Source organism: Candidatus Symbiopectobacterium sp. NZEC127, from assembly GCF_025962675.1.
Classification (GTDB): Bacteria; Pseudomonadota; Gammaproteobacteria; order Enterobacterales; family Enterobacteriaceae; genus Symbiopectobacterium.
The window spans coordinates 1,503,243-1,525,505 of the sequence record NZ_JAGFPG010000001.1; the positions used below are offsets into that span (position 1 = coordinate 1,503,243).

Sequence of the window (22,263 nt, forward strand, 5' to 3'; positions counted from 1 at the left end):
AGTAGGTGCATGTCTTAACGATTGCGCAATCAGGGAGTGCTGTTTTGTTACGTACCAACGTTAATTTTATCGCTCAACAACCAAGCAGAGAACGAGTATGAACGCCACAACCGGTTTTGCGTCCGGTGGGAAAGGGTTTGGCGAGATACTCAACCGCTTGCGCGCCAATCCTAAAATTCCCCTGCTCATTGCTGCGGCAGCTGCGGTTGCCATCGTCGTTGCTATGGTGTTATGGGCCAAAGGGCCTGATTACCGGGTGCTCTACAATAACGTCACCGATCGTGACGGTGGAGCCATTGTCAGTGAACTGACAAAAATGAACATTCCCTACCGATTTGCCGAAGGCGGCAGTGCGATACTGATCCCCGCGACAAACGTGTATGAAACCCGTTTACGTTTGGCGCAATTAGGCTTGCCCAAAGGTGGCGCGGTGGGTTTCGAATTGCTGGATCAGGAAAAATTTGGTATCAGCCAGTTCAGCGAACAGATCAACTATCAGCGCGCGCTGGAAGGTGAACTGTCACGCACGATAGAAACCCTCGGACCGGTACAAACTGCGCGGGTGCATCTGGCCATTCCCAAACCTTCGTTGTTTGTTCGGGAACAGAAAGCGCCCTCTGCCTCCGTTACCCTGAGTTTGCAACCGGGTCGCGCCCTGGATGAGGGACAAATCAACTCCATCGTCTACATGATCTCCAGCAGCGTATCCGGTTTACCGCCAGATAACGTCACGGTGGTAGACCAGATGGGCCGCCTGCTGACCTCCGCCGGTGCCGCTGGGCGCGATGTCAATGCCACACAGCTGAAATACGTGACTGAAATTGAGTCCATGTACCAGCGGCGCATTGAGGCCATTATCGCCCCGATCGTCGGCGGTGGTAACGTGCATGCGCAAGTCACCGCACAAATCGATTTTTCAGCGCGTGAGCAGACCGACGAGCAGTATCAACCCAACTCCGCGCCAAACCAGGCTGCCGTTCGTTCGCAACAAACCAGTCAGAGCGAGCAACGTGGCGGCCCTAACGTCGGCGGCGTACCGGGAGCCCTCTCTAACCAGCCTGCTCCGGCACCCACGGCACCGATTACCACACCGGCAAACAACGCCGCGAATGCCAATAACGCAAACCAGAATCAGAACGCCAACCAAAACCCTCAGGCCAATCAGCAAAACAATGCGGCTGGCACACAGGGGAATGCGGTAGTGCAAACGTCGAACTCACGTAATGATGCAACCACAAACTACGAGGTTGACAAGACGATCCTGCATACCAAACACAGTACCGGTGGTGTAAAACGCCTCTCCGTTGCCGTGATTGTCAACTATCTGCCGCCTGGCGAAGACGGCAAACCTATTGCGTTATCAGACGATCAGATCAAGCAAATTGACACCGTCGCGCGCGAAGCCATGGGCTTTTCAACCGATCGTGGTGACTCGTTAAACGTGGTCAACACACCGTTCATGTCCACCAACGATACGGCCAGCGAACTGCCCTTCTGGCAGAAGCAAGCCTTCTTTGAGTTGATGATTGAAGTCGGTCGTTGGCTGCTGGTGCTGCTGGTGGCATGGATCCTGTGGCGCAAGCTGGTCAGACCGCAAATCAAGAAACGGGAAGAACAGCAGGCCGCCGCTCAGGTTGCCACGCAAATGCGTAATGCCAACAACGATGTTGTGGTCAAGTTGAGTAAAGACGAAGAAGAACTGCAACGTCGCTCACAACAACGCATCAACACCGAGCTGCAAAGCCAGCGTGTTCGCGATCTGGCAGAAAACGATCCGCGCGTCGTCGCCCTGGTGATTCGCCAATGGATGAGTACTGAACTATGAGTATGACAGGCACAGAAAAGAGCGCCATCTTGTTGATGACCGTGGGCGAAGATCGCGCGGCAGAGGTATTTACCCACCTCTCCACGCGTGAAGTGCAGCATTTAAGTACGGCAATGGCGAATTTGCGCCAAGTCTCACCGCAACAATTGGCGGAAGTACTCAAAGAGTTCGAAATTGAAGCAGATCAATACGCCGCGCTGAGCGTCAATGCCGGTGATTATCTGCGCTCGGTACTGGTGAAAGCACTCGGCGAAGAGCGCGCATCCAGCCTGTTGGAGGATATTCTTGAAAGCCGCGAAACCAGCGGCGGCATCGAAACCCTCAACTTTATGGAGCCGCAAACTGCCGCAGATGTCATCCGCGACGAGCACCCGCAGATCATCGCAACCATCCTGGTGCATTTAAAACGGGCGCAGGCTGCCGATATTCTGGCGCTGTTCGATGAGCGACTGCGTAACGATGTCATGCTGCGTATCGCCACCTTCGGCGGCGTTCAGCCTTCGGCGTTGGCAGAACTGACCGAAGTGTTGAATGGCTTGCTGGATGGTCAGAACGTGAAACGCAGCAAAATGGGCGGTGTTCGTACTGCGGCCGAGATTATCAACCTGATGAAGAGTCAGCAGGAAGAGGCGGTTATCGATGCGGTGCGCGAGTTCGATGGCGAACTGGCACAAAAAATTATCGACGAAATGTTCCTGTTCGAAAACCTTATCGATGTCGACGATCGCAGCATCCAGCGTCTGTTGCAGGAAGTGGAGTCGGAATCGCTGCTGTTGGCACTGAAAGGCTCCGACGAGCCATTGCGCGAGAAGTTCCTGCGCAATATGTCGCAGCGTGCGGCAGAAATTCTGCGCGACGACCTTTCGACGCGCGGCCCGGTTCGCATGTCTCAAGTGGAAAACGAACAGAAAGCCATCCTGCTTATTGTGCGTCGTCTGGCCGACAGCGGCGAGATGATCATCGGTGGCGGCGAGGATGCTTATGTCTAATGCCGCTGACAACATGGCCTGGAAGCCCTGGAAGCTAAAAGACCTGGCCTCCCCCTTTGATGTTGAGCCCGAACCGGAAATCAACGCCGTTGAACCGGAAGAGGTGGCATCAGAGTCGGTAGACCAATTCCGCTCGTTTGAGGCGGAACTGGAAAGCATGCGTGAACAGACCATGCGACAGGCACGTGAAGCGGGTTTTGCCGAAGGACGCCAACAAGGCTATGACGCAGGGTATCAGGAAGGGTTAACCGCCGGTACGCAGCAAGGTACCCAAGATGCCTTGCAGCAACAGCAACCGATGATTGAGCGCATGCAGCAGATGGTGAGTGGGTTCCAGCAGACATTGGATGCCATGGACACGGCTATTCCAGCGCGTTTGACGCAATTAGCCCTGACCGTCGCGAAACAGGTTATTGGTCAGGCACCGCTGTGCGATGCCACAGCACTGCAACATCAGATTCAACAGTTGATCCAGCAAGAGCCGCTGTTTAGTGGCAAAGCGCAATTACGAGTCAACCCCGGCGATCTCGAGCGTATCGAGGCGGCGCTGGGCCCGACGCTGGAGCAGCACGGCTGGCGGTTGTTGGCCGACGGTCAACTGCATCCTGGCGGATGCAAGGTGAGCGCAGAGGAAGGCGACCTTGATGCCAGCCTCGCCACGCGCTGGCATGAGCTATGCCGTTTGGCTGCGCCGGGAGAGTTATGATGACCCATCACCTCGCACGTTGGTTTGCCGAATTGGACGCTTTCGAAAAGCGCATCAAAGAGACACCGTCCGTGCGTCGTTACGGGCGGTTAAAGCGTGCGACCGGGCTGGTACTGGAAGCCACCGGGCTGCAAATGCCCTTGGGTGCCACCTGCCTGATTGAACGCCATATGGGCGCCAAGACGGATGAAGTTGAGTGCGAGGTGGTTGGCTTTAATGGTCAAAGCCTGTTCCTGATGCCACTGGAAGAGATGGAAGGCATCACACCGGGTGCGCGTGTCTATGCCCGTGCAGCTACTCAGGGCGTGGTACAAGGGAAACAATTGCCTTTAGGGCCAGAACTGCTTGGCCGCGTGCTGGATGGCAGCGCTAAGCCGCTTGATGGCTTACCGCCTCCGGATACCGGCTATCGCGCGCCGCTGATGACTGCGCCTTTTAACCCGCTACAGCGTACACCGATTGAAGATGTGCTGGATGTGGGGGTGCGCGCTATCAACGCGTTGTTGACCGTTGGCCGCGGCCAACGTATGGGCTTGTTTGCCGGCTCCGGTGTGGGTAAAAGTGTGCTGCTGGGTATGATGGCGCGCTATACCAAAGCAGATGTGATCGTCGTCGGGTTAATCGGCGAACGCGGTCGTGAAGTGAAAGATTTTATTGAAAACATTTTGGGTGACGAAGGCCGCGCCCGTTCAGTGGTGATCGCCGCACCTGCTGACGTTTCGCCCCTGCTGCGTATGCAGGGTGCCGCTTATGCGACACGCATTGCTGAAGATTTTCGCGACCGCGGTCTGCACGTGTTGCTGATCATGGATTCGCTGACGCGTTATGCCATGGCGCAGCGTGAAATTGCATTGGCCATCGGTGAGCCACCGGCTACCAAAGGCTATCCGCCTTCGGTGTTCGCCAAACTCCCTGCACTGGTCGAACGCGCAGGCAATGGCATTCACGGTGGCGGCTCGATCACCGCGTTCTATACGGTGCTGACTGAGGGTGACGACCAGCAGGACCCGATTGCCGACTCGGCGCGTGCTATTCTGGATGGACATATTGTCCTGTCGCGGCAGTTGGCCGAATCCGGTCACTACCCTGCGATTGATATCGAAGCCTCAATCAGTCGCGCCATGACCGCGCTTATTGATGATAAGCACTACGCCACGGTCAGGTTGTTTAAGCAGTTACTCTCCAGTTACCAACGTAACCGGGACTTGATCAATGTGGGGGCTTACGCGCCGGGCAGCGATCCGACGCTTGACCAGGCCATTCGCCTCTACCCACAGCTTCAGGATTTTTTGCAGCAGGGCATGTTTGAACGCAGTGGTTATGAAGCCTCTTGTCAGGCTTTACACGTCATTTTTCCCCGTAACGAGTAGGAGGACAGATGAAAACGCAGTCACCGCTGGTTACATTACGTGAACTGGCCCAAAAAGAGGTCGAAAAAGCAGCGACCCAGTTGGGGCAAGTGCGTAAAGCCTATCAACAAGCTGAACAACAACTGAATATGCTGTTAAACTATCAGGAAGATTATCGCGGCAGGTTACAAGTGACGATGTCAGAGGGCATGGCCAACACCAGTTGGCAGAATTTCCAGCAATTTATTCAAACGCTGGACGTCGCTATTGATCAGCATCAGAAACAATTGCAACACTGGAATTCACGCCTGGATCTGGCGATGAAAACCTGGCAAGAAAAACAAAAGCGCCTCAATGCGTTTGAGACGCTACAAGAAAGAGAAGATATCAGGCAGCTCGCGCACGAGAACCGCCTCGATCAAAAACGGATGGATGAATTTGCCCAACGGGCCTCTCTGAGGAAAACAGATTTATGATGCTGCCAATCGTTACCACAACAGCAAGCACCGGCGTTAGTGACACCGCAGGATCGGCTTCGGGGTTGCTTACTACGGATGAACTGCCTCAGGATTTCGTTCAACTGTTGTCTTTGCACCTGCCGAAAAAAGCTGCCGTCACTGCCGTACCGACTGACAATACGTCGGCGCTGAGCGGGAAAGACAGTAAGCAAAAGCTGTTGGATGCGTTGTCAGCACAAGATATTGATTTAAGCCAGCAGGATCTGAATACGCTGCTCAAAGCCGTCAATGGGCAAGATAATCTGGATGACAAAACGCTGTCAGAGCTGGTGACGTCATTACGTAAGTCTTTTGCTCAAGGCAAAGAGGCGACCCTTGAGAAGAGTAGCGATGAACTACCATCAACCGATACGCAAGCGGTACAAGCGTTAATGGCGATGTTAGCGCCGGTGGTAACCCCCGCTACGCCACAAAGCAGCGACATGTCATCGTTGCTTCAGGCTGCACAGTCACTATCGATACCTGGCCTGAATAATACGGCTCAGCAGAACACCCAAGACAGCGCAACAGCGTCAGCATCCGCATCATTGTTCAGTTCGCTCGCCCCGCGCGACGCGGTCACCAGCGCAAGTGATACGCTGGCAACAGCGATATCCAACGCCAAGAACAGTCGATCGACAGCGAACGATCCGTCTCGTGCCCAAGCGCAGGTTGATGACAGCACCGCCGTGCAGGATAAATCGGCAGTCGTTGCACACACCATCGCCGATGTGACCAAACAAGATATCAGCGGCAACCAACTGCCGCTGACCGCGCACACGGCTTCGGTGAGTCTGGCCCCCAATGCGCAGACGTCAATAACCAACAACATTGCACAACCGGGTGCCAGCGCCCAGTTAAATGCCCAACTGGGCACCACGCAGTGGCAGGATTCTCTCGGTCAGCAAATCATCATGCTGAGCCGTAACGGACAGCAAAGTGTACAATTGCGACTGCACCCTGAAGAACTGGGCACGTTGCATATCTCGTTGCGTCTGGATGATAATCAAGCACAAATTCACTTAGCATCGGCAAACAGTCAGGTGCGTAGCGCCCTTGAGGCCGCGTTGCCTCATCTGCGTGCAGCGATGGCAGAAAGCGGTATTAACCTGGGCCAAAGCAACGTAGCGAGTGATAATAGCGGTTGGCAACAAGCCCAGCAGCAAATGGCGGGCAATAACAACGATACCGGTGATAACAGTGCCTCTTATCGGCAGCAATTTGCGTCCTCTGTGCCCTATGGCGATGATGTGAGCGAGATTGAAATGTCAAGCACAGTCCGCGCGAGACCAGTGAGCGGTGTCGATATTTTTGCATAAACATCAGGTAAACGAACAAGTTAGCGCGATTTTTCTGGTTTATTCCTTGTATTGAATGGACGAATAGACAGGATAATCATTAACATCATATATTCATTTAGTGCTGCAAAGTAATAGCATTAGATATTGATTAATAACAGGAATTCTCTTTGGCTATGTCTGACATGCAAGCTGGTTCACGGCGTAAGCGATCTATCTGGGTGATACTGCTTATTATCATTGCGCTGGCGGCAACAGGAGCTGCGGGCGTAGCATGGTGGATCTTGTACCACAAGTCCCCCTCCTCTGAGCAGCAGGTGGCACCGCCGCCCCCAGCGCCAGTGTTTATGCCGTTGGACACGTTCACTGTCAATCTAGTCAATGCAGACAATAACCCCGATCGCGTACTTTACGTCGGTTTCACGTTGCGTCTGTCAGACGAAGAAACCAGAACACGCTTGACGAATTACCTCCCTGAAGTGCGTAGCCGCTTGTTATTGCTGTTGTCGCGTCAGGATGCCATCTCCTTGGCAAATGAGCAGGGTAAGCAGAAGCTGATTGAACAAATCAAGCAGGTGCTAAGCCCCCCACTTGTCCCCGGACAGCCGAATCAGGTCGTTACTGACGTGTTATTCACTGCCTTTATTTTGCGGTAATCCTTATGGGCGATAGCATTCTCTCTCAAGCAGAAATTGACGCATTGCTCAACGGCGGCAGTAGTGATGACGCCAGCAGTGCCAACGCCGCCGCGAAATCGGACGGCGATGTCAAACCTTATGATCCCAATACGCAGCGACGTGTCGTTCGTGAACGTATGCAAGCGTTGGAGATCATCAATGAACGCTTTGCACGTCAATTCCGTATGGGGTTATTCAACCTGTTACGGCGTAGCCCGGACATCACCGTTGGCGCCATTAAAATACAGCCTTACCATGAGTTCGCGCGCAACTTGCCTGTACCGTCGAACCTGAACCTGATCCACCTGAAACCGTTGCGTGGTACGGCGCTGTTCGTGTTTTCACCCAGCCTGGTATTCATTGCGGTAGACAACCTGTTCGGCGGTGATGGCCGCTTTCCCACCAAAGTGGAAGGACGCGAGTTCACCAACACCGAGCAGCGTATCGTAAAGCGCATGCTGCGTTTGGCGCTTGATGCCTATGGCGAAGCCTGGAATGCCATCTACAAACTCGACATCGAGTATGTACGTTCAGAGATGCAGGTAAAATTCACCAACATCACCACATCACCGAACGATATTGTGATAACAACGCCTTTTCATGTTGAAATCGGTACGTTGTTGGGTGAGTTCAGCATCTGTATCCCCTTCTCGATGATTGAACCGTTGCGCGAAGTGCTGACCAATCCGCCATTGGAAAACTCACGCCAGGAAGATAAGAATTGGCGCGAAACGTTAGCCAAGCAAGTACAACATTCTGAATTGGAGTTGGTGGCCAATTTTGTGGATATACCGCTGCGGCTTTCCAAAGTATTGAAACTTCAGCCGGGTGATGTACTGCCTATTGATAAACCCGATCGCATCATTGCACACGTCGATGGCGTTCCGGTACTGACCAGCCAATACGGCACGCTGAATGGGCAATATGCTTTGCGCGTCGAACATTTGATTAACCCTATTTTGAATTCTCTAAATAATGAGGAACAGCCCAATGAGTGACACCAAGCAACCGTCCGACGACAAGGAATCCGTGGACGATCTGTGGGCTGATGCGTTTAACGAGCAACAAGCCGCAGAAAAACCAAGCGCAACGGACAATATCTTCAAAAGCCTGGATCCTAGCGATGCACTCGGCAGCTTGCAGGATATTGACCTGATCCTTGATATTCCGGTGAAGCTGACGGTTGAGCTCGGTCGGACCAAGATGACCATTAAAGAGCTGCTGCGTTTAACGCAGGGCTCCGTAGTGGCGTTAGACGGGTTGGCCGGTGAGCCCTTGGATATTCTGATCAACGGCTATCTGATTGCTCAGGGTGAAGTGGTGGTGGTATCGGATAAATACGGGGTTCGTATTACGGATATTATTACGCCTTCTGAGCGGATGCGTCGTTTGAGTCGCTAATGGCCGATACCCAACCTCTTGCCCCTGCGCCGTCGGCACCGACCTCTCATGCCACGACGCAGGTTGCCACAGCTCCCTTCCCCGCCAGTTCGTTGCTTACCCAGGTAGGCACCGTGCTGGTGGGCGTTTTGATACTCATCCTGGCGATTGCCTGGGTGGTGCGTAAGCTCGGCTTAACCCCGCCCGTCAGACAAAATAAGCTGGTCAAGGTAGTTTCAAGCTGCCAGGTTGGGCAACGCGAACGCGTTGTGGTGGTCGAAATTGAGGATACCTGGCTGGTACTGGGTGTAACGGCACAACAGATTACGCCCTTGCACACCCTGCCCGCTCAAGAAATGGACGACGCGCCTGCTGGCGAGATGGCCCTACCGGCCAATTTCCGGCAATTATTAAATAAAGTCATCAAACGTCCGGAAAAATCGGAATGAAAGTGCGTGTTCATGTTCCATTGTTATCCATGCTAAAGCGTGGACTGCCGGCACTTGCCGCGGTTATGGTGCTGTTTACCCCCGCTGTCTGGGCACAGTTACCGGGCATCATCAGCCAACCTCTTGCCAACGGCGGTCAGAGTTGGACATTACCGGTTCAAACGCTGGTTTTCCTGACGTCATTGACGTTTATTCCGGCGACCATGCTGATGATGACCTGCTTTACGCGCATCATCATCGTGCTGGGCTTGTTGCGTAACGCATTAGGCACTCCTACCGCTCCCCCCAACCAGGTGCTGCTGGGGTTGACGCTATTTCTGACTTTTTTCATCATGTCACCGGTTCTGAACCGTGTTTATGATGAGGCCTACGTGCCGTTCAGCCAGGATCAGATCAGCATGCAAACGGCTATTGAGCGTGGCGCTCAGCCTTTACGCGAATTTATGCTGCGCCAGACCCGGCAATCCGATCTGGCATTGTTTACCCGTCTGGCTCAGATGGGCGAGATCCAGGGACCAGAAGCGGTTCCGATGCGCGTATTGGTTCCTGCGTTTGTCACCAGTGAATTGAAAACCGCCTTCCAGATTGGCTTTACCATTTTTATCCCTTTTTTGATTATCGACCTGGTGGTTGCCAGTGTGCTGATGGCGCTCGGTATGATGATGGTGCCGCCGGCCACCATTTCGTTGCCGTTCAAGCTTATGCTGTTCGTGCTGGTTGACGGGTGGCAATTGTTGCTTGGTTCACTCGCGCAAAGTTTTTACAGTTAATTCCTACTAAGGTCGCCCGATGACGCCAGAATCCGTAATGGCTTTAGGCTATGAAGCAATGAAGGTCGCACTGGCACTCGCAGCCCCACCGCTGCTGTCAGCGCTGTTTAGCGGCCTGATTATCAGTCTGTTACAGGCGGCAACCCAGATCAACGAAATGACGCTGTCCTTTATCCCTAAAATTCTGACGGTGTTTTTCACACTGGTGATTGCGGGACCCTGGATGCTTAGCTTGATGCTGGATTACATGCGCACGCTGTTCGGCCAACTGCCAACGATCATCGGCTAGCCATGCTAACGCTTGATAGCACACAGTGGGAGATCTGGGTCAATCAGTTCCTGTTGCCCCTGATACGCATTCTGGCGTTAATCACCACCTGCCCGGTGTTCAATGAGCGTGCAGTTCCGGCTCGCGTGAAGATCTGCCTCGCCGTTGTGATTACCCTGCTGGTCGCCCCCTACTTGCCCGTCAATACCACACCGATATTTTCTGTTGGCGGTATCTGGATCATTATTCAACAGTTACTTATAGGCGCTGCGCTCGGATTCACCATGCAATTGGCCTTCGCCGCGGTCAGGTTATCGGGAGAGCTTATCGGTATGCAAATGGGGCTGGCCTTTGCCACCTTTTTTGACCCCACCGGTGGGCCGAACATGCAGGTACTGGCACGCTTTCTCAATATCCTGGCGATGTTGCTGTTTATGGCATTCAACGGCCATTTATGGATGATCTCACTGATTGCCGACAGCTTTTATACCTTGCCAATCAGTACTGCACCGCTCAGTGGTGATGGTTTTCTGGGACTGGCCCGGGCAGGAAGCATGATATTTATTAACGGCATGATGCTCGCCCTGCCGCTGATTACACTGCTGCTGGCACTCAATATCTCGCTCGGTTTGTTAAACCGCGTTGCCCCTCAGCTCACCGTGTTTGTGATTGGTTTTCCACTGACATTAAGCGTGGGAATCATGACGCTCGGTATGCTGCTTTTCCTGTTAGCCCCTTTCACCGAACACCTGTTCAGTGAAATCTTCAACGTTCTCGCTGACGTGCTGACCAAACTGGGACGAACCCCCGGATAGACCCGCCGACAATGATTTAGGGCATTGCCAGCGCAGTGACTCGGTTTTAAGGGGATCGGGAATGCAGGCAGATAAGGGAACAAAAACAAAAAATGGCACGCCATTTAAAAAATGACATGCCCAAAGAACACGCCCGGTTTAAGCGTATTCAAATCTGTGCTGCATCACTGCTTTTACCTGTTAATTTGGAACAGTGACATTCCCTGCATATTTTGGTAGGTGGTGTAAGCCGCCTGTAAAGAGGCCTGCTGCATGATATAGGAGGAAATAGCCGGAACCCAGTCGGTATCCACTAACGCGCTCTTTGCCTGCGAGTTAGCCATTTTGCGATCGGCGCCAATGGCATCAAGCTGATCGAGCTCTTGCGACTGGATACCAATGCTTGACTCAACGGAGGAGACGTTATTCAGTGAGTTGCGTAGCCCACGGTTTGCCGTATCCAATGCAGCCTGAAGTGCCTCTTGTGCAGCAGTATCACCGTCCGCGATAGGGGTTCTCAAGGCATTGATGGCGATATCCAGGGTGGCAAACAGATCTTTCTGCACTGAACCATCGGGTTCTTTTGCTGCATCCCCTGTCGCGCTGTTGAATACATCCGGCCCGACATTACTCACCGTCATGGTACGATTTGAATCAACCTGCTGTGAAATCGGCGTGAAGCCACCGACATAACTCACGACTTTGGTGGTAGGATCCTGCACGTAGGGCGCGGTCGTGGTCTGATAACCAGCAAAAATGTAATTGCCATTGCCATCTGTGGTATTGGCGATGTTCAACAGCTGCGCTTTGAGACCTTCGAGTGCTTGAGCCTGAGTAGTACGGTCATCATTACTTTTTATGCCACCCGAACTGATAACTTCGGAGGACGCCGTCGTTACTGCGTCAACGATACTTCCCAACACCGACAACTCCAGTGACATGTTCTGACGAGAGAACGTTCTGGCGAGCGTGAACTGATCCGTTTCCGCCTGCGCCTGACCGATCATGATAGCCTGAGAAGCAGCGATAGGATCGTCTGAAGGTGTAGTTACCTTGGTGCCCGTGGCCAACTGCTCACCGGCCTTTTGCCAAATGGACTGACCATTCAGAATACCGTTCATATTCTGCTGATATATCATGCTGGTGCTTAAACGCATGGTATAAATTCCTCTTTATTCGATCGCCAATTAGCTGCGCATGGTGAGCAGCGCGTCAAAAAGTGCCTGTGCGGTTTTAATCACTTGCGCGTTTGCCATGTAATACTGCTGGTAACGCATCAAATCGCCATATTCTTCGTCCAGGTTTACCCCAGACACCGATTGCTGCTCGGCCGTTAACTGTTTCACCACATTTTGCTGTGAAGTGTTATTGATTTTCAGCGCGCTGGTCTGGTTGCCAATATCCCCCACGATGCCCGCATAGGCTCCCGAGAAGGTGGCATTACCGCCAACAATCTTCTGATTCTGCAAGGCCAGCAGCGCCTTGGCATTGGTATTGTCACTCGCGCCGCCAGATTCGCCGGGCACTGGATTACCATTTTCGTCAAGCTTGGTCGATGCTGCCGCCACCGCCTTCGGATCGGTGATGGCAACGCTCATATCGATAATCACGTCGCTGACCGGCTTAAGCAGATAGGTATCGCCAGCCGCCAACGGGGTGCTTCCTGCCGTGACGGTGACTTCAAGGCCGTCAAAGGTCAGCTTGCCGGTAACAGGATCCGGTGTCAGACCTGACACTGTGGTATTGGTTGCAGTGCGCGTAACATCCCATGATGTGCCGTTGAAACGCATCGAGTAATCCGTAGCCTGCACGGCGGAAGTGTCTTTATAAGACGCACTCAGCACCGCATTGCCAGTATTTCTACTGTTCTCGTAAGCGACAGGGCCACCAAAATTAAAGAAATTCTCGCCAGGGTTACCCTCATAGTCATACCCGGCTTTATGTTGGGTATTGAACGCATCCGAGAATGCCAGCGCCAATTGGTTGACCTGGTTACGTGTGGTATCAAGGGTATCGGTTCTGAAAGAGATTAACCCGCCAAGTTTACCGCCGGAGATGGAGGTGTCACGAAGCTCGCTGACGCCAACGGTAGGATCGTCATACCCAATGGAAACACGCTGCGGGTCACTGCTGGAGGCAACCGGAACCAAATCAAAGCTGCGCGTGCCCTGAACCAGGTTCATGCCATTTTTAAGCGACACATGGTAAATAGAGCCATCTTGAACCGTAACATCCACGCCCACCAGTTTATTGAGGTCATTCACCAACTGATCGCGCTGATCCAGCAGATCGTTGGGTTGAGCTCCCTGATTAGCACCCTGCAAGCGGGTAATCTCTTTGTTGAGATTGGCAATCTGGCTGGAGTAGGTATTTACCTGGCCGAGCACACTTTTAATTTCGCTGTTAATGCTGGAATCCATGTCGCGCAGGTATTTGTCGGTGACCTTAAACTGGTTCACCAGCCCTTGCGCTTTACCAATCATGGTTTGACGCGCAGAAGAGTCGCCTGCGTTATTGGCCACGTTTTGCAGGTTGGTAAAAAACTCCTGCAAGGAGGACGAGAGATTGGTGGTACTGCTTGCCAGCAAGTTATCAATTTTTGAGATTTGTTCGTAGCTGGTGGTCACCGAACTGCTGGTGCTTTGCGCTGCACGCAGTTGGTTGGCAATAAAATCGTTGTAATCACGATTGATTGAAACCAAATTCACACCGTTACCAACATAGGCATTACCGTTCTTCGTGCCCGATGCTTGCTCAAGCAGCACGGTCTGGCGGCTATATCCAGTTACCGCTTGGTTACTGATATTGTTACTGACCGCGCTTAATGCTGCTTGCGCTGCCTTCAGCCCACTCATCGCAGTATTTACTAAATTGGCCATGTAAACGTCCTTTCCACGGGCATGAATCCCATACAAATAAAACTTATACAGAAAGTGATTTGCTCACTTTCATCGCTAATACCAGTTATCGGCAAGACAGGGAAAACCTTCAGAGAAAAATCAAAACAGTTGGCTTAAATCATGGGTATAAGCTTTGACCGCTTTTTCACTGGTATTCTTCATCTGCTGAATCATGTTGATCAGTTTTTGCGCATACTGCGGATCGGTCGCATAGCCCGCACGCTGCAAGGCATGAGCGGCTTGCTCAGCGGTTCCCGCCGCCGCCACGTTGCTATAGCGCGGGTTATTGGTCAGCAATTTGACGTAATCACCCAGCGCATCCCGATAGGAGTCATACACGCGGAAGCTGGCCTTGACCTTCTTGGCCACGCCATCTTCATATTCGGTTGTGGTGATCTCGGTGACAGGCCCGTCCCAGTTGCTGCCCGCTTTAATACCAAACAGGTTATGGCTGGGGCGACCATCCGCCGTCGGGATTTCGCGCTGTCCCCAACCGGACTCCAGCGCCGCCTGGGCCATAATCAGGTGATGGGGAATACCGCTTTGCTGGCTGGCCATCTGCGCCGGTCCGGCAAGTTGCGAAATGAAATTGCTGCTCGACAGCGGCAACGCTGACCCCATGGAGGGCAATTTTGGCACCGCTTTGCGTACCATCTGCTCCACTTCGGCTGTCGGCATGGTTCTGAGCAAGGCACCGTCAAAACGCAACGGCACGGCAGGGGCATTTTCCTCTGCGGCCGCCGCAGAAGGCACGCCCGCATTTTGCGTAGACGTCAGTTGCTTGACCATCACATCCGCCAGCCCCAGTCCTTTGCCGGAGGCAATCTGCTGCCCGACCTGTTGATCGTACATCGAGGTATAAAGCCGCGTTTGATCGTTATTCAGCAACCCATCTTCCAGTGAAGCCGAGCGCATGCTTTTCATCATCAGTTGGACAAAAATGCCTTCCATCTGGCGCGCAACCGCTCGAATCCCCTCTTTACTCTGCGGATCGCTAGAGACTTCACGCTTGAGCGAATTTAATGACTGCGCGTCATACGCAGCATTATTGAGCGACTGAATATCGGCCATATTAGATGATTTCCAGTTTAGCGCGCAGACAACCTGCACTCTGCATCGCTTGTAAAATTGACATCAGCTCCATCGGCGTTGCGCCCAGAGAGTTTAATGCGCGAACCACATTGTTCAGGTTGGCGCTGGCGTTAACCCGTTGCAATGCGCCGCCGCCCTGCTGAAGCGAAATCTCGGTTTGCGGCGTCACCACCGTTTGACCACCGGCCAGCGGGGTATCCGGCTGACTAACCACATTTTGCTGGTTGATAGTGACAGAGAGATTACCCTGCGCAATGGCACAGCTTTGCAGGGTCACTTCGCGGTTCATCACCACCGATCCGGTGCGAGAGTTAACGATAACCTTGGCATCCTGAACGCCGATATTGACATCGATATTCTGGACATCAGCCAGAAAACGCACTTGCGAACTGTTTCCGCGCGGCGCAATCACCTGAATGGTGCGCGAATCAACCGGTGCCGCACTGCCGCCCAACCCGGAGCGGTTAATGGCATCACTGACGCGCTGCGCCATGGAGAAGTCATCCTGCTTCAGTTGCAGCATGATCAAATTAGAGGCACCAAAGGTGGAAGGCAGTTCGCGTTCGATCACCGCACCGTTGGTGATACGCCCGCCCGCCAATTGGTTAACCTGCACACTGCTGCCGCCTGCGGCAGCACCGGCACCGCCGACCAGCACGTTACCCTGCGCCAAAGCGTAAACCTGATTGTCTACCCCTTTGAGTGGGGTCATCAATAACGTACCGCCGCGTAGACTTTTGGCATTACCCATCGAGGAGACAACCACGTCAATCGCTTGCCCGGTACGCCCAAACGCCGGCAGTTTCGCCGTGACCATCACCGCTGCCACGTTTTTCAACTGCATGTTGGTACCCGCCGGTACGGTGATACCCAACTGTGACAGCATGTTGGTCAGGGTTTGGGTGGTAAAGGGGGTTTGCATGGTCTGGTCACCCGACCCATCGAGCCCGACCACCAAACCATAACCAATCAAAGAGTTTTCCCGCACGCCTTGTATATCAACAAGGTCACGGATCCTGTCGGCCTGCGATGACGCAGGCATGAAAGCCACCAAGGCTAACATCAGGCTAAAAAACGACGCGATCCGCATTCTGTACCTCTTTACTTAGCTTAGAACGGAGAAACGTTGAGGAAGAAACGCTGCAACCAACCCATATTTTGCGCTTCATTAATGTAACCGTTGCCCACATATTCGATACGCGCATCCGCCACCTGCGTGGAAGGAACGGAGTTAGCACCGCTGATGGTTCTTGGGTTCACGATACCGGAAAAACGGATAAATTCAGTACCCTGATTGATGGCAATCTGCTTTTCACCGACCACCTGCAAGTTACCGTTAGCCAACACCTGCCCCACCGTCACCGTGATCGTACCACTGAAGGTGTTATTGGCATTGGCGCCGCCTTTACCGGCAAAGTCATTTTTACCCTCGGCGGCCACATCGGCGCGATTATTGCCCAGCGGCCCTTCAAGGTAGCGTGGCACCGTGGTCATACCAAACGAGGTGGAACCGTCGCGGCTGGCAGAAGCAGAAGAACTTTTGCTGGCGCTGACATTTTCCTGCAAAACAATGGTCAGAATATCACCGACATTGCGCGGTCGACGGTCTTCAAACATCGGCTGATAGCCATAATTCATCGGCTGAACCGCCTGGAAGATGGAGCCATTGGGCGCGGCTGCCGTTGGCGGCGCGGGCTGGGCCGAGGTGGGACCGGTAACCACTTTATCATGAGGAATATAGGCGCAACCGCTTAGCGTCAACATCACGACCAACGCCAGCGAACGCGGCTGGCACAACGGTTTGATAACCGGCTTTTGCATCATCATCACTACGGATATCGCCTTAAAAGGTTGCCCATTTATTCATGCTCAACGGGGCAATGACAGAGGTAAAGCGGGTAACCGAAGCATCACCGTTTTATCCTTGTCACCGCCCCGTTAATCGCCCGGTTTTACAACTGGGTCAGTTTCTGCAACATCTGATCGGAAGAAGAGATCGCCTTACTGTTGATCTCATACGCACGCTGCGTCTGGATCATCGAGACCAATTCTTCTGCCACGTTGACGTTAGACGTTTCGACAAATTTTTGGTACAGCAACCCGGCACCGTTCAAACCCGGGTTGGTTTCATTTGGCGCACCGGAACTGGTGGTTTCCAGATAGAGGTTTTCACCAATACTTTCCAAACCGCTGTCATTGATGAACGTTGCCAAGGTCAACTGCCCGATCTGGTTCATCGCTGTTTGGCCTTGCAGCTTCACGCTGACGATGCCATCACGCCCAATGGAGAGCTCGGTGGCATTGGCCGGGATAGTAATGGCTGGCTGTACCAGATAGCCGCCAGAAGTTACCAACTGGCCGTTTCCGTCCAGTTGAAACGCACCATCGCGCGTGTAGGACGTCGTCCCATCAGGCATTTGCACCTGGAAGAAACCTTGCCCACGAATCGCAACGTCTTTGGAATTACCGGTTTCCGTCATGCCACCTTGGGTATGAATACGTTCGGTTGATACCGGACGAACCCCTGTCCCTAATTGCAGCCCGGAAGGCAACGTCGTTTGCTCAGAAGACTGGGCACCCGGCTGGCGAATGGTTTGATACAACAGATCTTCAAACACGGCACGTTGGCGTTTAAAACCATTGGTGCTGACGTTCGCCAGGTTGTTGGAGATAACGTCCATATTGGTTTGCTGTGCGTTCAAACCGGTTTTTGCAATCCATAACGAACGGATCATAAAGCAACTCCTTCACGCAATGAGCGCGTTAGCTTATAGCCAATAACTGATTGGCACTCTGAGCATTAGTGTCGGCACTGCTAATCACTTTCATCTGCATATCAAAGCGACGTGAGTTAGCAATCATATCCACCAGGGTACCAACCGAATCGACATTGCTGCCTTCGAGTACGCCGGGCATGATACGCACGGTGGGATCGTTCTGTAATACATTGCCACGCTGCTGCTGAGCCGCTGGGGTCAAGCGGAACAAACCATCATCAGAACGCGTCACTTCTTGTCCCGTTGCTTTCACCAGCTTCAAGCGGCCCAACTGCGCAATGGTATTCGGTGCATCACCCGCGTTCAACGAGGAGATGGTACCATCGGCAGAGATGCTGATTTGCGCATTGGGCGGAATCTCGATCGGACCACCGTCCCCCATCACAATGCGTCCCTGGATGGTCAACTGCCCATCGGCATTGAGTTCCATATTACCATTGCGGGTATAGGCTTCACCGTTAGCGGTTTGCACTGCCAGCCAACTCTCTTTCGGCAGTGCAACATCCATGGAACGACCGGTGTAATCCATCACACCTGCCGACATATCCGCGCCCGGCGTAGAAGCGACAACCAGCGTCCGGGTGTGATTCGTCGGTCCATTGATGGGCACGGCACGCAACGCCGCCAATTGCGACTTGAAACCGGGCGTTGAAGCATTGGCCAGGTTGTTGGCGGTAATCGCCTGCTTTTCAAGTGACTGGCTGGCACCGCCCATCGCTGTATAAATTACGTGATCCATGGAGTCTCTCCGCTAAACGATTAACGCATGCTGACCAGCGTTTGCAGGATGGAGTCCTGCGTTTTAATGGTTTGCGCATTAGACTGGTAGAAACGTTGGGCAACAATCATATCCACCAACTCTTTACTCATGTCCACGTTTGAGCTTTCTGTCATATTGCCCAGCAACGTCCCCACGCTCCCCACACCCGCCTGACCGATGACCGGCTGACCGGATTTATCCGTGCTGGACCAGGTGTTATCGCCCTCAATGGACAGGCCTTCCGGGTTGGAGAAACTGGCCAAGGCAATCTGGCCCAGGGGCTGCGTTTTATCGTTGGAATATTTACCGGTAATCACGCCGCCATCGCTGACGCTATAGCCAATCAGGCTGCCCGGGCCATAACCGTTCTGGACCGGCGCTTTGTTGCTGTTGCCACCAAAGTTCTGCTGCACGCTGCCCGCGAAATCGAGGGTAAACGAGGAAGCCAGCGATCCATCCAACGATGGCAGAGGAATGGTGCTCTCCCCGGTAACGACTGTCGCAACGGGCGGGGTACCGAGCATTTGCGTCTGCGTCTGCGCTTTCAGCGCGCCGCTTTCGGTAAATTCCAGTTCAAGTTTAGTGAATGCCGATCCGGTAACAGAACCATCCTGCACGTTTACGTTCCACTTGTTCGGGCCGGTTTTTTCGAAATACAGCCCGATGTTATGCGGGTTACCCAGGGTATCGTAAACGGTAATGGAGCCCTTGTAGTTAGCCGTTTCCCGGTTGTCCGGATCGAATGCTTTAACCGCGTCAGACGAGTTCAGGTTGGCAACAATGGAGGCGACGGTGGTCTGCTGAGCCGCCATTGGCGTTTCAGGAATGGTCAACGGCACCGGATCCGCCCCTTGCTGAACGACCGGTGGCGTACCAACAACCGGATAGCCCGTCAGCAACATGCCTTGCATATTGACGATATTGCGGGTCGCACCATCGAGGGTGAACTGACCATTACGGCTGAAAAGGACTGTGCCGGCAGCGTCCTGTAGGCGGAAGAATCCATTGCCGCTGATCGCAACATCCAGCGCACGTGAACTCGAGTTTAACGGACCGTCACCAAAATCCTGCAATGTGGAAGAGACCTTGGTCCCCAAGCCGGTACCGCCAGCAAACAAATCTGCAAAGGCAATGGTGCCGCTTTTAAAACCGACGGTTGACGAGTTGGCGATGTTGTTGCCAATAACGTCCAGTTGCTTCGATGCGGCATTCAAGCCGCTGACCGCTTGATAAAAACTCATGGTGCTCTCCGGAGAAATCGGTTAAATCATGCTTCAGAAACGGTTTCAAGGTAAGCCGGGTTCTGTGCGTAACACTTTCATTTAGTTACAAAATCTGCCGCACGTCATCCAACGTCGCTTTGCCTTGCAGCCCCAGATCCAACTGGGCACCAGAGTCATTGCGAACCACCCCATTAACCAGGGCATAACGTAATGGCTGTACAGTTTGTTGCGCGCCGCTGGTGCTGGCGGCAACGGTAAAGGTATAGGAACCGTCAGGTGCCGCTGTACCATCGGTCAGCTTGCCATCCCATCCCCAGGAGTGCACGCCCGCGGTCTGTGCACCCAGTTCTTGAGTGCTCACCACCTTACCGGTGCTGTCACTGATGGTGATCGTCACGTTTTCTGCCGCACTTTGCAGCTCAATGCCAAACGGTGTGCTGGTCTCTTTGCCCACCAGAATCTCGTTACCCGGCACCATCACGCCATGGCCAATCAAGGTCGTTGCCTGAATGGACTGGTTATTGTTGATCTGCCCGGAAATAGACCCCAGCGTGGTATTCAGCTTCTCAATGCCACTGACCGTGTTCAACTGCGCCAACTGACTGACCAGTTGGTTGTTATCCATCGGGTTGGTGGGATCCTGATTTTTTAACTGGGCGACCAGCAGCGTCAAGAATTGATTCTGTAGATCGGCACTGGTGTTTGCCGTTACTGACGTTGACGAGCTGCTGCTGGTGCTGCTCGTTTTGCTGGCGGAAGTAGTATCATTAACCGTGACCGACATTTGTACGTATCTCCCGATTATTGCCCAAGAGTTAATGTTTTCAGCATCATCGTTTTGGTGGTGTTAAGCACCTCAACGTTGGCCTGATAACTGCGCGATGCAGAAATGGTGTTGACCATCTCCGCCACCGGATCCACGTTTGGCATACGCACATAACCTTGCCCATCGGCCAACGGATTACCGGGTTCATAAACCAGACGCGCAGGTGAGGTGTCTTCGATAACATTCGCCACCCTAACGCCCCCCGTCGCCTGTCCTGCGGGTGCAGCCACCTCGAATACCACCTGCTTGGCGCGATAGGGCTGCCCATCAGGACCGGTCACGCTGTCTGCGTTCGCCAGATTACTGGCACTGACGTTCAAACGCTGAGATTGCGCGGAGAGCGCGGAACCGGAAATATCAAATATGCTTAGCAGTGACATAACGCCTTAGCCTCCTCTTCCATCGCTCTCATTACGAGCCTGATTGCAGTACTGACATCATGCCTTTAATCTGACCGCCTAAAACGGTAAGACTGGTTTGATATTTCAGGCTGTTGTCGGCAAAATTGGTACGTTCACGATCCATATCCACCGTGTTGCCATCCAACGCCGGTTGATCGGGAACGCGATACAGCATATCCAGCTCTGGCGGCTGGAAATTCTGTGCCGGAATATGGCGAGTGGAGGTGGTTTTCAACGCAACGCCAGTGCCGCTCACTCTGCCTTGATCCATCACTTTATTAAGTTGGCTGGCAAAATCGATATCTCGCGCCTGATAACCCGGCGTGTCAGCATTGGCAATATTCGCCGCCAGGATTTCCTGTCGTTGGGCACGCAGATTCAACGCTTCTTGTTGAAACCGTAATGAGGCGTCAAGTTTGTCAAGCATGCTCCCTCCGCAAATGAGAATTTGGAGCTGGTAGGATAATTCCGATGCTGATAACACCATCGCGAGAATAAGCGCAAAATGCGACGCTATTTGTTGCCTTAACGCACCCCCAAGACCTTTACACTAGGCATGGCCGTGATTATCAAGAGGTGAAGTCAGTGAAAACCAAGTTTTACTCTATTTTTTTTGCACTACTGACCAGCCTGATGGGGGAGATAAACGTCGCTGCGGCTGCCGATTTGCAGGCGCAGCTTGAGCAGTTTTTTCACGCCCGCTTCCCTGACAAGCAGACCAGCCTTGCCGTGGTGATCAAAACGCCGCAGGAACAATGGCCGCAGTGTCAAGCGCCGCTGCTGGCGTTATCAAGCAATACACGCGTATGGGGCAACGTCAGCGTCTCCGTGCGCTGCGGCGAGCTGCGACGCTTCATTCAGGCAGAAGTGCAGGTCACAGGGAATTATCTGGTCAGCGCCCGCCCGTTGCGGCGCGGCGTTACGCTGGCGGCGGCAGACCTGCGCCAAACCACGGGGCGGCTGGATCTGCTGCCACCGCGCGCATTGTTGCTCCCCAAAGATGCCATGGGTGCGGTATTATTACGCGACCTCCCTCCTGGTCAACCGCTCACCAGTGCGATGCTACGGCGCGCCTGGGTGGTCAAGTCCGGCCAAACGGTGCAGGTGCTGGCGCAAGGCGTGGGTTTTAGCATCAACAGCGAAGGTAAAGCGATGGGTAACGCCGCTGCCGGACAGTCGGTGCGCGTGCGCGTGGCGTCAGGGCAAATCGTCAGTGGTGTTGCAGGTGAAGACGGTGTTATCTATATTGCGCAATAATAAATTAAAGTATTTGCCGTTGTTG

At 53.4% G+C, this 22,263-nt stretch carries 25 protein-coding genes; 14 read left to right on the forward strand and 11 right to left on the reverse strand.

The window, feature by feature from the left end; genetic code table 11:
- Window positions 1–97: 97 nt before the first annotated feature.
- The 13 genes from fliF to fliR all read left to right on the forward strand — a co-directional run bounded on the left by fliF (window position 98) and on the right by fliR (window position 11,023).
- On the forward strand, window positions 98–1,825 hold the full coding sequence (fliF, locus tag J5069_RS06890; protein WP_264643130.1) for a flagellar basal-body MS-ring/collar protein FliF: 1,728 nt from the start codon (window positions 98–100) through the stop codon (window positions 1,823–1,825).
- Entirely contained in the window at window positions 1,822–2,814 is a 993-nt protein-coding gene (fliG, locus tag J5069_RS06895; protein WP_264643131.1) for a flagellar motor switch protein FliG, read from the forward strand. The genes fliF and fliG overlap by 4 nt, the downstream gene beginning before the upstream one ends.
- Window positions 2,807–3,520, forward strand: coding sequence for a flagellar assembly protein FliH (fliH, locus tag J5069_RS06900; protein WP_264643132.1), 714 nt, complete (start codon window positions 2,807–2,809; stop codon window positions 3,518–3,520). The genes fliG and fliH overlap by 8 nt, the downstream gene beginning before the upstream one ends.
- On the forward strand, window positions 3,520–4,890 hold the full coding sequence (gene fliI / locus J5069_RS06905; RefSeq protein ID WP_264643757.1) for a flagellar protein export ATPase FliI: 1,371 nt from the start codon (window positions 3,520–3,522) through the stop codon (window positions 4,888–4,890). Before fliH ends, fliI begins: the two co-directional genes overlap by 1 nt.
- Window positions 4,891–4,898: 8 nt before the next feature.
- Entirely contained in the window at window positions 4,899–5,345 is a 447-nt protein-coding gene (fliJ, locus tag J5069_RS06910; protein WP_222157430.1) for a flagellar export protein FliJ, read from the forward strand.
- Complete coding sequence (locus J5069_RS06915; protein WP_264643133.1) at window positions 5,342–6,685, forward strand: flagellar hook-length control protein FliK; 1,344 nt, start codon at window positions 5,342–5,344, stop codon at window positions 6,683–6,685. Before fliJ ends, J5069_RS06915 begins: the two co-directional genes overlap by 4 nt.
- A 155-nt stretch (window positions 6,686–6,840) precedes the next feature.
- Complete coding sequence (fliL, locus tag J5069_RS06920; protein WP_264643134.1) at window positions 6,841–7,320, forward strand: flagellar basal body-associated protein FliL; 480 nt, start codon at window positions 6,841–6,843, stop codon at window positions 7,318–7,320.
- A gap of 5 nt (window positions 7,321–7,325) precedes the next feature.
- Window positions 7,326–8,339, forward strand: a complete 1,014-nt coding sequence (gene fliM, locus J5069_RS06925) for a flagellar motor switch protein FliM (RefSeq protein WP_264643135.1) — start codon at window positions 7,326–7,328, stop codon at window positions 8,337–8,339.
- Complete coding sequence (fliN, locus tag J5069_RS06930) at window positions 8,332–8,742, forward strand: flagellar motor switch protein FliN (RefSeq protein WP_264643136.1); 411 nt, start codon at window positions 8,332–8,334, stop codon at window positions 8,740–8,742. Before fliM ends, fliN begins: the two co-directional genes overlap by 8 nt.
- Complete coding sequence (gene fliO / locus J5069_RS06935; RefSeq protein WP_264643137.1) at window positions 8,742–9,170, forward strand: flagellar biosynthetic protein FliO; 429 nt, start codon at window positions 8,742–8,744, stop codon at window positions 9,168–9,170. The genes fliN and fliO overlap by 1 nt, the downstream gene beginning before the upstream one ends.
- A gap of 29 nt (window positions 9,171–9,199) precedes the next feature.
- Window positions 9,200–9,940 (forward strand): flagellar type III secretion system pore protein FliP, encoded by a 741-nt coding sequence (fliP, locus tag J5069_RS06940; RefSeq protein WP_264643758.1) that lies wholly within the window; start codon window positions 9,200–9,202, stop codon window positions 9,938–9,940.
- 19 nt (window positions 9,941–9,959) lie between these two features.
- Window positions 9,960–10,229 carry a flagellar biosynthesis protein FliQ gene (gene fliQ, locus J5069_RS06945; RefSeq protein ID WP_195312453.1) on the forward strand — a complete coding sequence of 90 codons (270 nt, stop codon included), beginning with the start codon at window positions 9,960–9,962 and terminating at the stop codon, window positions 10,227–10,229.
- Between the two features lie 2 nt (window positions 10,230–10,231).
- Complete coding sequence (gene fliR / locus J5069_RS06950) at window positions 10,232–11,023, forward strand: flagellar biosynthetic protein FliR (protein ID WP_264643138.1); 792 nt, start codon at window positions 10,232–10,234, stop codon at window positions 11,021–11,023.
- 173 nt (window positions 11,024–11,196) lie between these two features.
- On the opposite strand, the gene flgL is transcribed toward fliR, so the two are convergent.
- From flgL to flgB, 11 genes are all read right to left on the reverse strand, one after another.
- Window positions 11,197–12,159 carry a flagellar hook-associated protein FlgL gene (gene flgL, locus J5069_RS06955; RefSeq protein ID WP_264643139.1) on the reverse strand — a complete coding sequence of 321 codons (963 nt, stop codon included), beginning with the start codon at window positions 12,157–12,159 and terminating at the stop codon, window positions 11,197–11,199.
- 30 nt (window positions 12,160–12,189) lie between these two features.
- Window positions 12,190–13,881 carry a flagellar hook-associated protein FlgK gene (flgK, locus tag J5069_RS06960; protein WP_264643140.1) on the reverse strand — a complete coding sequence of 564 codons (1,692 nt, stop codon included), beginning with the start codon at window positions 13,879–13,881 and terminating at the stop codon, window positions 12,190–12,192.
- A gap of 120 nt (window positions 13,882–14,001) precedes the next feature.
- Window positions 14,002–14,973, reverse strand: coding sequence for a flagellar assembly peptidoglycan hydrolase FlgJ (gene flgJ, locus J5069_RS06965; RefSeq protein ID WP_264643141.1), 972 nt, complete (start codon window positions 14,971–14,973; stop codon window positions 14,002–14,004).
- 1 nt (window position 14,974) lies between these two features.
- Entirely contained in the window at window positions 14,975–16,084 is a 1,110-nt protein-coding gene (locus J5069_RS06970; RefSeq protein WP_264643142.1) for a flagellar basal body P-ring protein FlgI, read from the reverse strand.
- Between the two features lie 20 nt (window positions 16,085–16,104).
- A complete protein-coding gene (gene flgH, locus J5069_RS06975) occupies window positions 16,105–16,818 on the reverse strand; it encodes a flagellar basal body L-ring protein FlgH (protein WP_264643759.1) in 714 nt (237 codons plus the stop codon).
- A 128-nt stretch (window positions 16,819–16,946) separates the two neighbouring features.
- On the reverse strand, window positions 16,947–17,729 hold the full coding sequence (gene flgG / locus J5069_RS06980) for a flagellar basal-body rod protein FlgG (protein WP_264643143.1): 783 nt from the start codon (window positions 17,727–17,729) through the stop codon (window positions 16,947–16,949).
- Between the two features lie 28 nt (window positions 17,730–17,757).
- Window positions 17,758–18,510 carry a flagellar basal body rod protein FlgF gene (locus J5069_RS06985; RefSeq protein ID WP_264643144.1) on the reverse strand — a complete coding sequence of 251 codons (753 nt, stop codon included), beginning with the start codon at window positions 18,508–18,510 and terminating at the stop codon, window positions 17,758–17,760.
- A gap of 20 nt (window positions 18,511–18,530) precedes the next feature.
- Window positions 18,531–19,772, reverse strand: a complete 1,242-nt coding sequence (gene flgE / locus J5069_RS06990) for a flagellar hook protein FlgE (RefSeq protein WP_264643145.1) — start codon at window positions 19,770–19,772, stop codon at window positions 18,531–18,533.
- A gap of 85 nt (window positions 19,773–19,857) precedes the next feature.
- Window positions 19,858–20,538 (reverse strand): flagellar hook assembly protein FlgD, encoded by a 681-nt coding sequence (gene flgD, locus J5069_RS06995; protein ID WP_264643146.1) that lies wholly within the window; start codon window positions 20,536–20,538, stop codon window positions 19,858–19,860.
- Window positions 20,539–20,555: 17 nt separating this feature from the next.
- Complete coding sequence (gene flgC / locus J5069_RS07000) at window positions 20,556–20,960, reverse strand: flagellar basal body rod protein FlgC (RefSeq protein WP_264626961.1); 405 nt, start codon at window positions 20,958–20,960, stop codon at window positions 20,556–20,558.
- Window positions 20,961–20,991: 31 nt separating this feature from the next.
- Complete coding sequence (gene flgB / locus J5069_RS07005; RefSeq protein WP_264643147.1) at window positions 20,992–21,408, reverse strand: flagellar basal body rod protein FlgB; 417 nt, start codon at window positions 21,406–21,408, stop codon at window positions 20,992–20,994.
- Between the two features lie 158 nt (window positions 21,409–21,566).
- Here flgB and flgA point away from each other — a divergent pair, with 158 nt between their 5' ends.
- Window positions 21,567–22,238 carry a flagellar basal body P-ring formation chaperone FlgA gene (gene flgA / locus J5069_RS07010; RefSeq protein ID WP_413542203.1) on the forward strand — a complete coding sequence of 224 codons (672 nt, stop codon included), beginning with the start codon at window positions 21,567–21,569 and terminating at the stop codon, window positions 22,236–22,238.
- The last annotated feature ends 25 nt before the right edge of the window (window positions 22,239–22,263 follow it).

Bases quoted from the DNA above. Each gene is read 5' to 3' on its own strand.
- fliF (WP_264643130.1), top strand. From the start codon at position 98: ATGAACGCCACAACCGGTTTTGCGTCCGGTGGGAAAGGGTTTGGCGAG.
- fliG (WP_264643131.1), top strand. From the start codon at position 1,822: ATGAGTATGACAGGCACAGAAAAGAGCGCCATCTTGTTGATGACCGTG.
- fliH (WP_264643132.1), top strand. From the start codon at position 2,807: ATGTCTAATGCCGCTGACAACATGGCCTGGAAGCCCTGGAAGCTAAAA.
- fliI (WP_264643757.1), top strand. From the start codon at position 3,520: ATGACCCATCACCTCGCACGTTGGTTTGCCGAATTGGACGCTTTCGAA.
- fliJ (WP_222157430.1), top strand. From the start codon at position 4,899: ATGAAAACGCAGTCACCGCTGGTTACATTACGTGAACTGGCCCAAAAA.
- J5069_RS06915 (WP_264643133.1), top strand. From the start codon at position 5,342: ATGATGCTGCCAATCGTTACCACAACAGCAAGCACCGGCGTTAGTGAC.
- fliL (WP_264643134.1), top strand. From the start codon at position 6,841: ATGTCTGACATGCAAGCTGGTTCACGGCGTAAGCGATCTATCTGGGTG.
- fliM (WP_264643135.1), top strand. From the start codon at position 7,326: ATGGGCGATAGCATTCTCTCTCAAGCAGAAATTGACGCATTGCTCAAC.
- fliN (WP_264643136.1), top strand. From the start codon at position 8,332: ATGAGTGACACCAAGCAACCGTCCGACGACAAGGAATCCGTGGACGAT.
- fliO (WP_264643137.1), top strand. From the start codon at position 8,742: ATGGCCGATACCCAACCTCTTGCCCCTGCGCCGTCGGCACCGACCTCT.
- fliP (WP_264643758.1), top strand. From the start codon at position 9,200: ATGCTAAAGCGTGGACTGCCGGCACTTGCCGCGGTTATGGTGCTGTTT.
- fliQ (WP_195312453.1), top strand. From the start codon at position 9,960: ATGACGCCAGAATCCGTAATGGCTTTAGGCTATGAAGCAATGAAGGTC.
- fliR (WP_264643138.1), top strand. From the start codon at position 10,232: ATGCTAACGCTTGATAGCACACAGTGGGAGATCTGGGTCAATCAGTTC.
- flgL (WP_264643139.1), bottom strand. From the start codon at position 12,159: ATGCGTTTAAGCACCAGCATGATATATCAGCAGAATATGAACGGTATT.
- flgK (WP_264643140.1), bottom strand. From the start codon at position 13,881: ATGGCCAATTTAGTAAATACTGCGATGAGTGGGCTGAAGGCAGCGCAA.
- flgJ (WP_264643141.1), bottom strand. From the start codon at position 14,973: ATGGCCGATATTCAGTCGCTCAATAATGCTGCGTATGACGCGCAGTCA.
- J5069_RS06970 (WP_264643142.1), bottom strand. From the start codon at position 16,084: ATGCGGATCGCGTCGTTTTTTAGCCTGATGTTAGCCTTGGTGGCTTTC.
- flgH (WP_264643759.1), bottom strand. From the start codon at position 16,818: ATGATGCAAAAGCCGGTTATCAAACCGTTGTGCCAGCCGCGTTCGCTG.
- flgG (WP_264643143.1), bottom strand. From the start codon at position 17,729: ATGATCCGTTCGTTATGGATTGCAAAAACCGGTTTGAACGCACAGCAA.
- J5069_RS06985 (WP_264643144.1), bottom strand. From the start codon at position 18,510: ATGGATCACGTAATTTATACAGCGATGGGCGGTGCCAGCCAGTCACTT.
- flgE (WP_264643145.1), bottom strand. From the start codon at position 19,772: ATGAGTTTTTATCAAGCGGTCAGCGGCTTGAATGCCGCATCGAAGCAA.
- flgD (WP_264643146.1), bottom strand. From the start codon at position 20,538: ATGTCGGTCACGGTTAATGATACTACTTCCGCCAGCAAAACGAGCAGC.
- flgC (WP_264626961.1), bottom strand. From the start codon at position 20,960: ATGTCACTGCTAAGCATATTTGATATTTCCGGTTCCGCGCTCTCCGCG.
- flgB (WP_264643147.1), bottom strand. From the start codon at position 21,408: ATGCTTGACAAACTTGACGCCTCATTACGGTTTCAACAAGAAGCGTTG.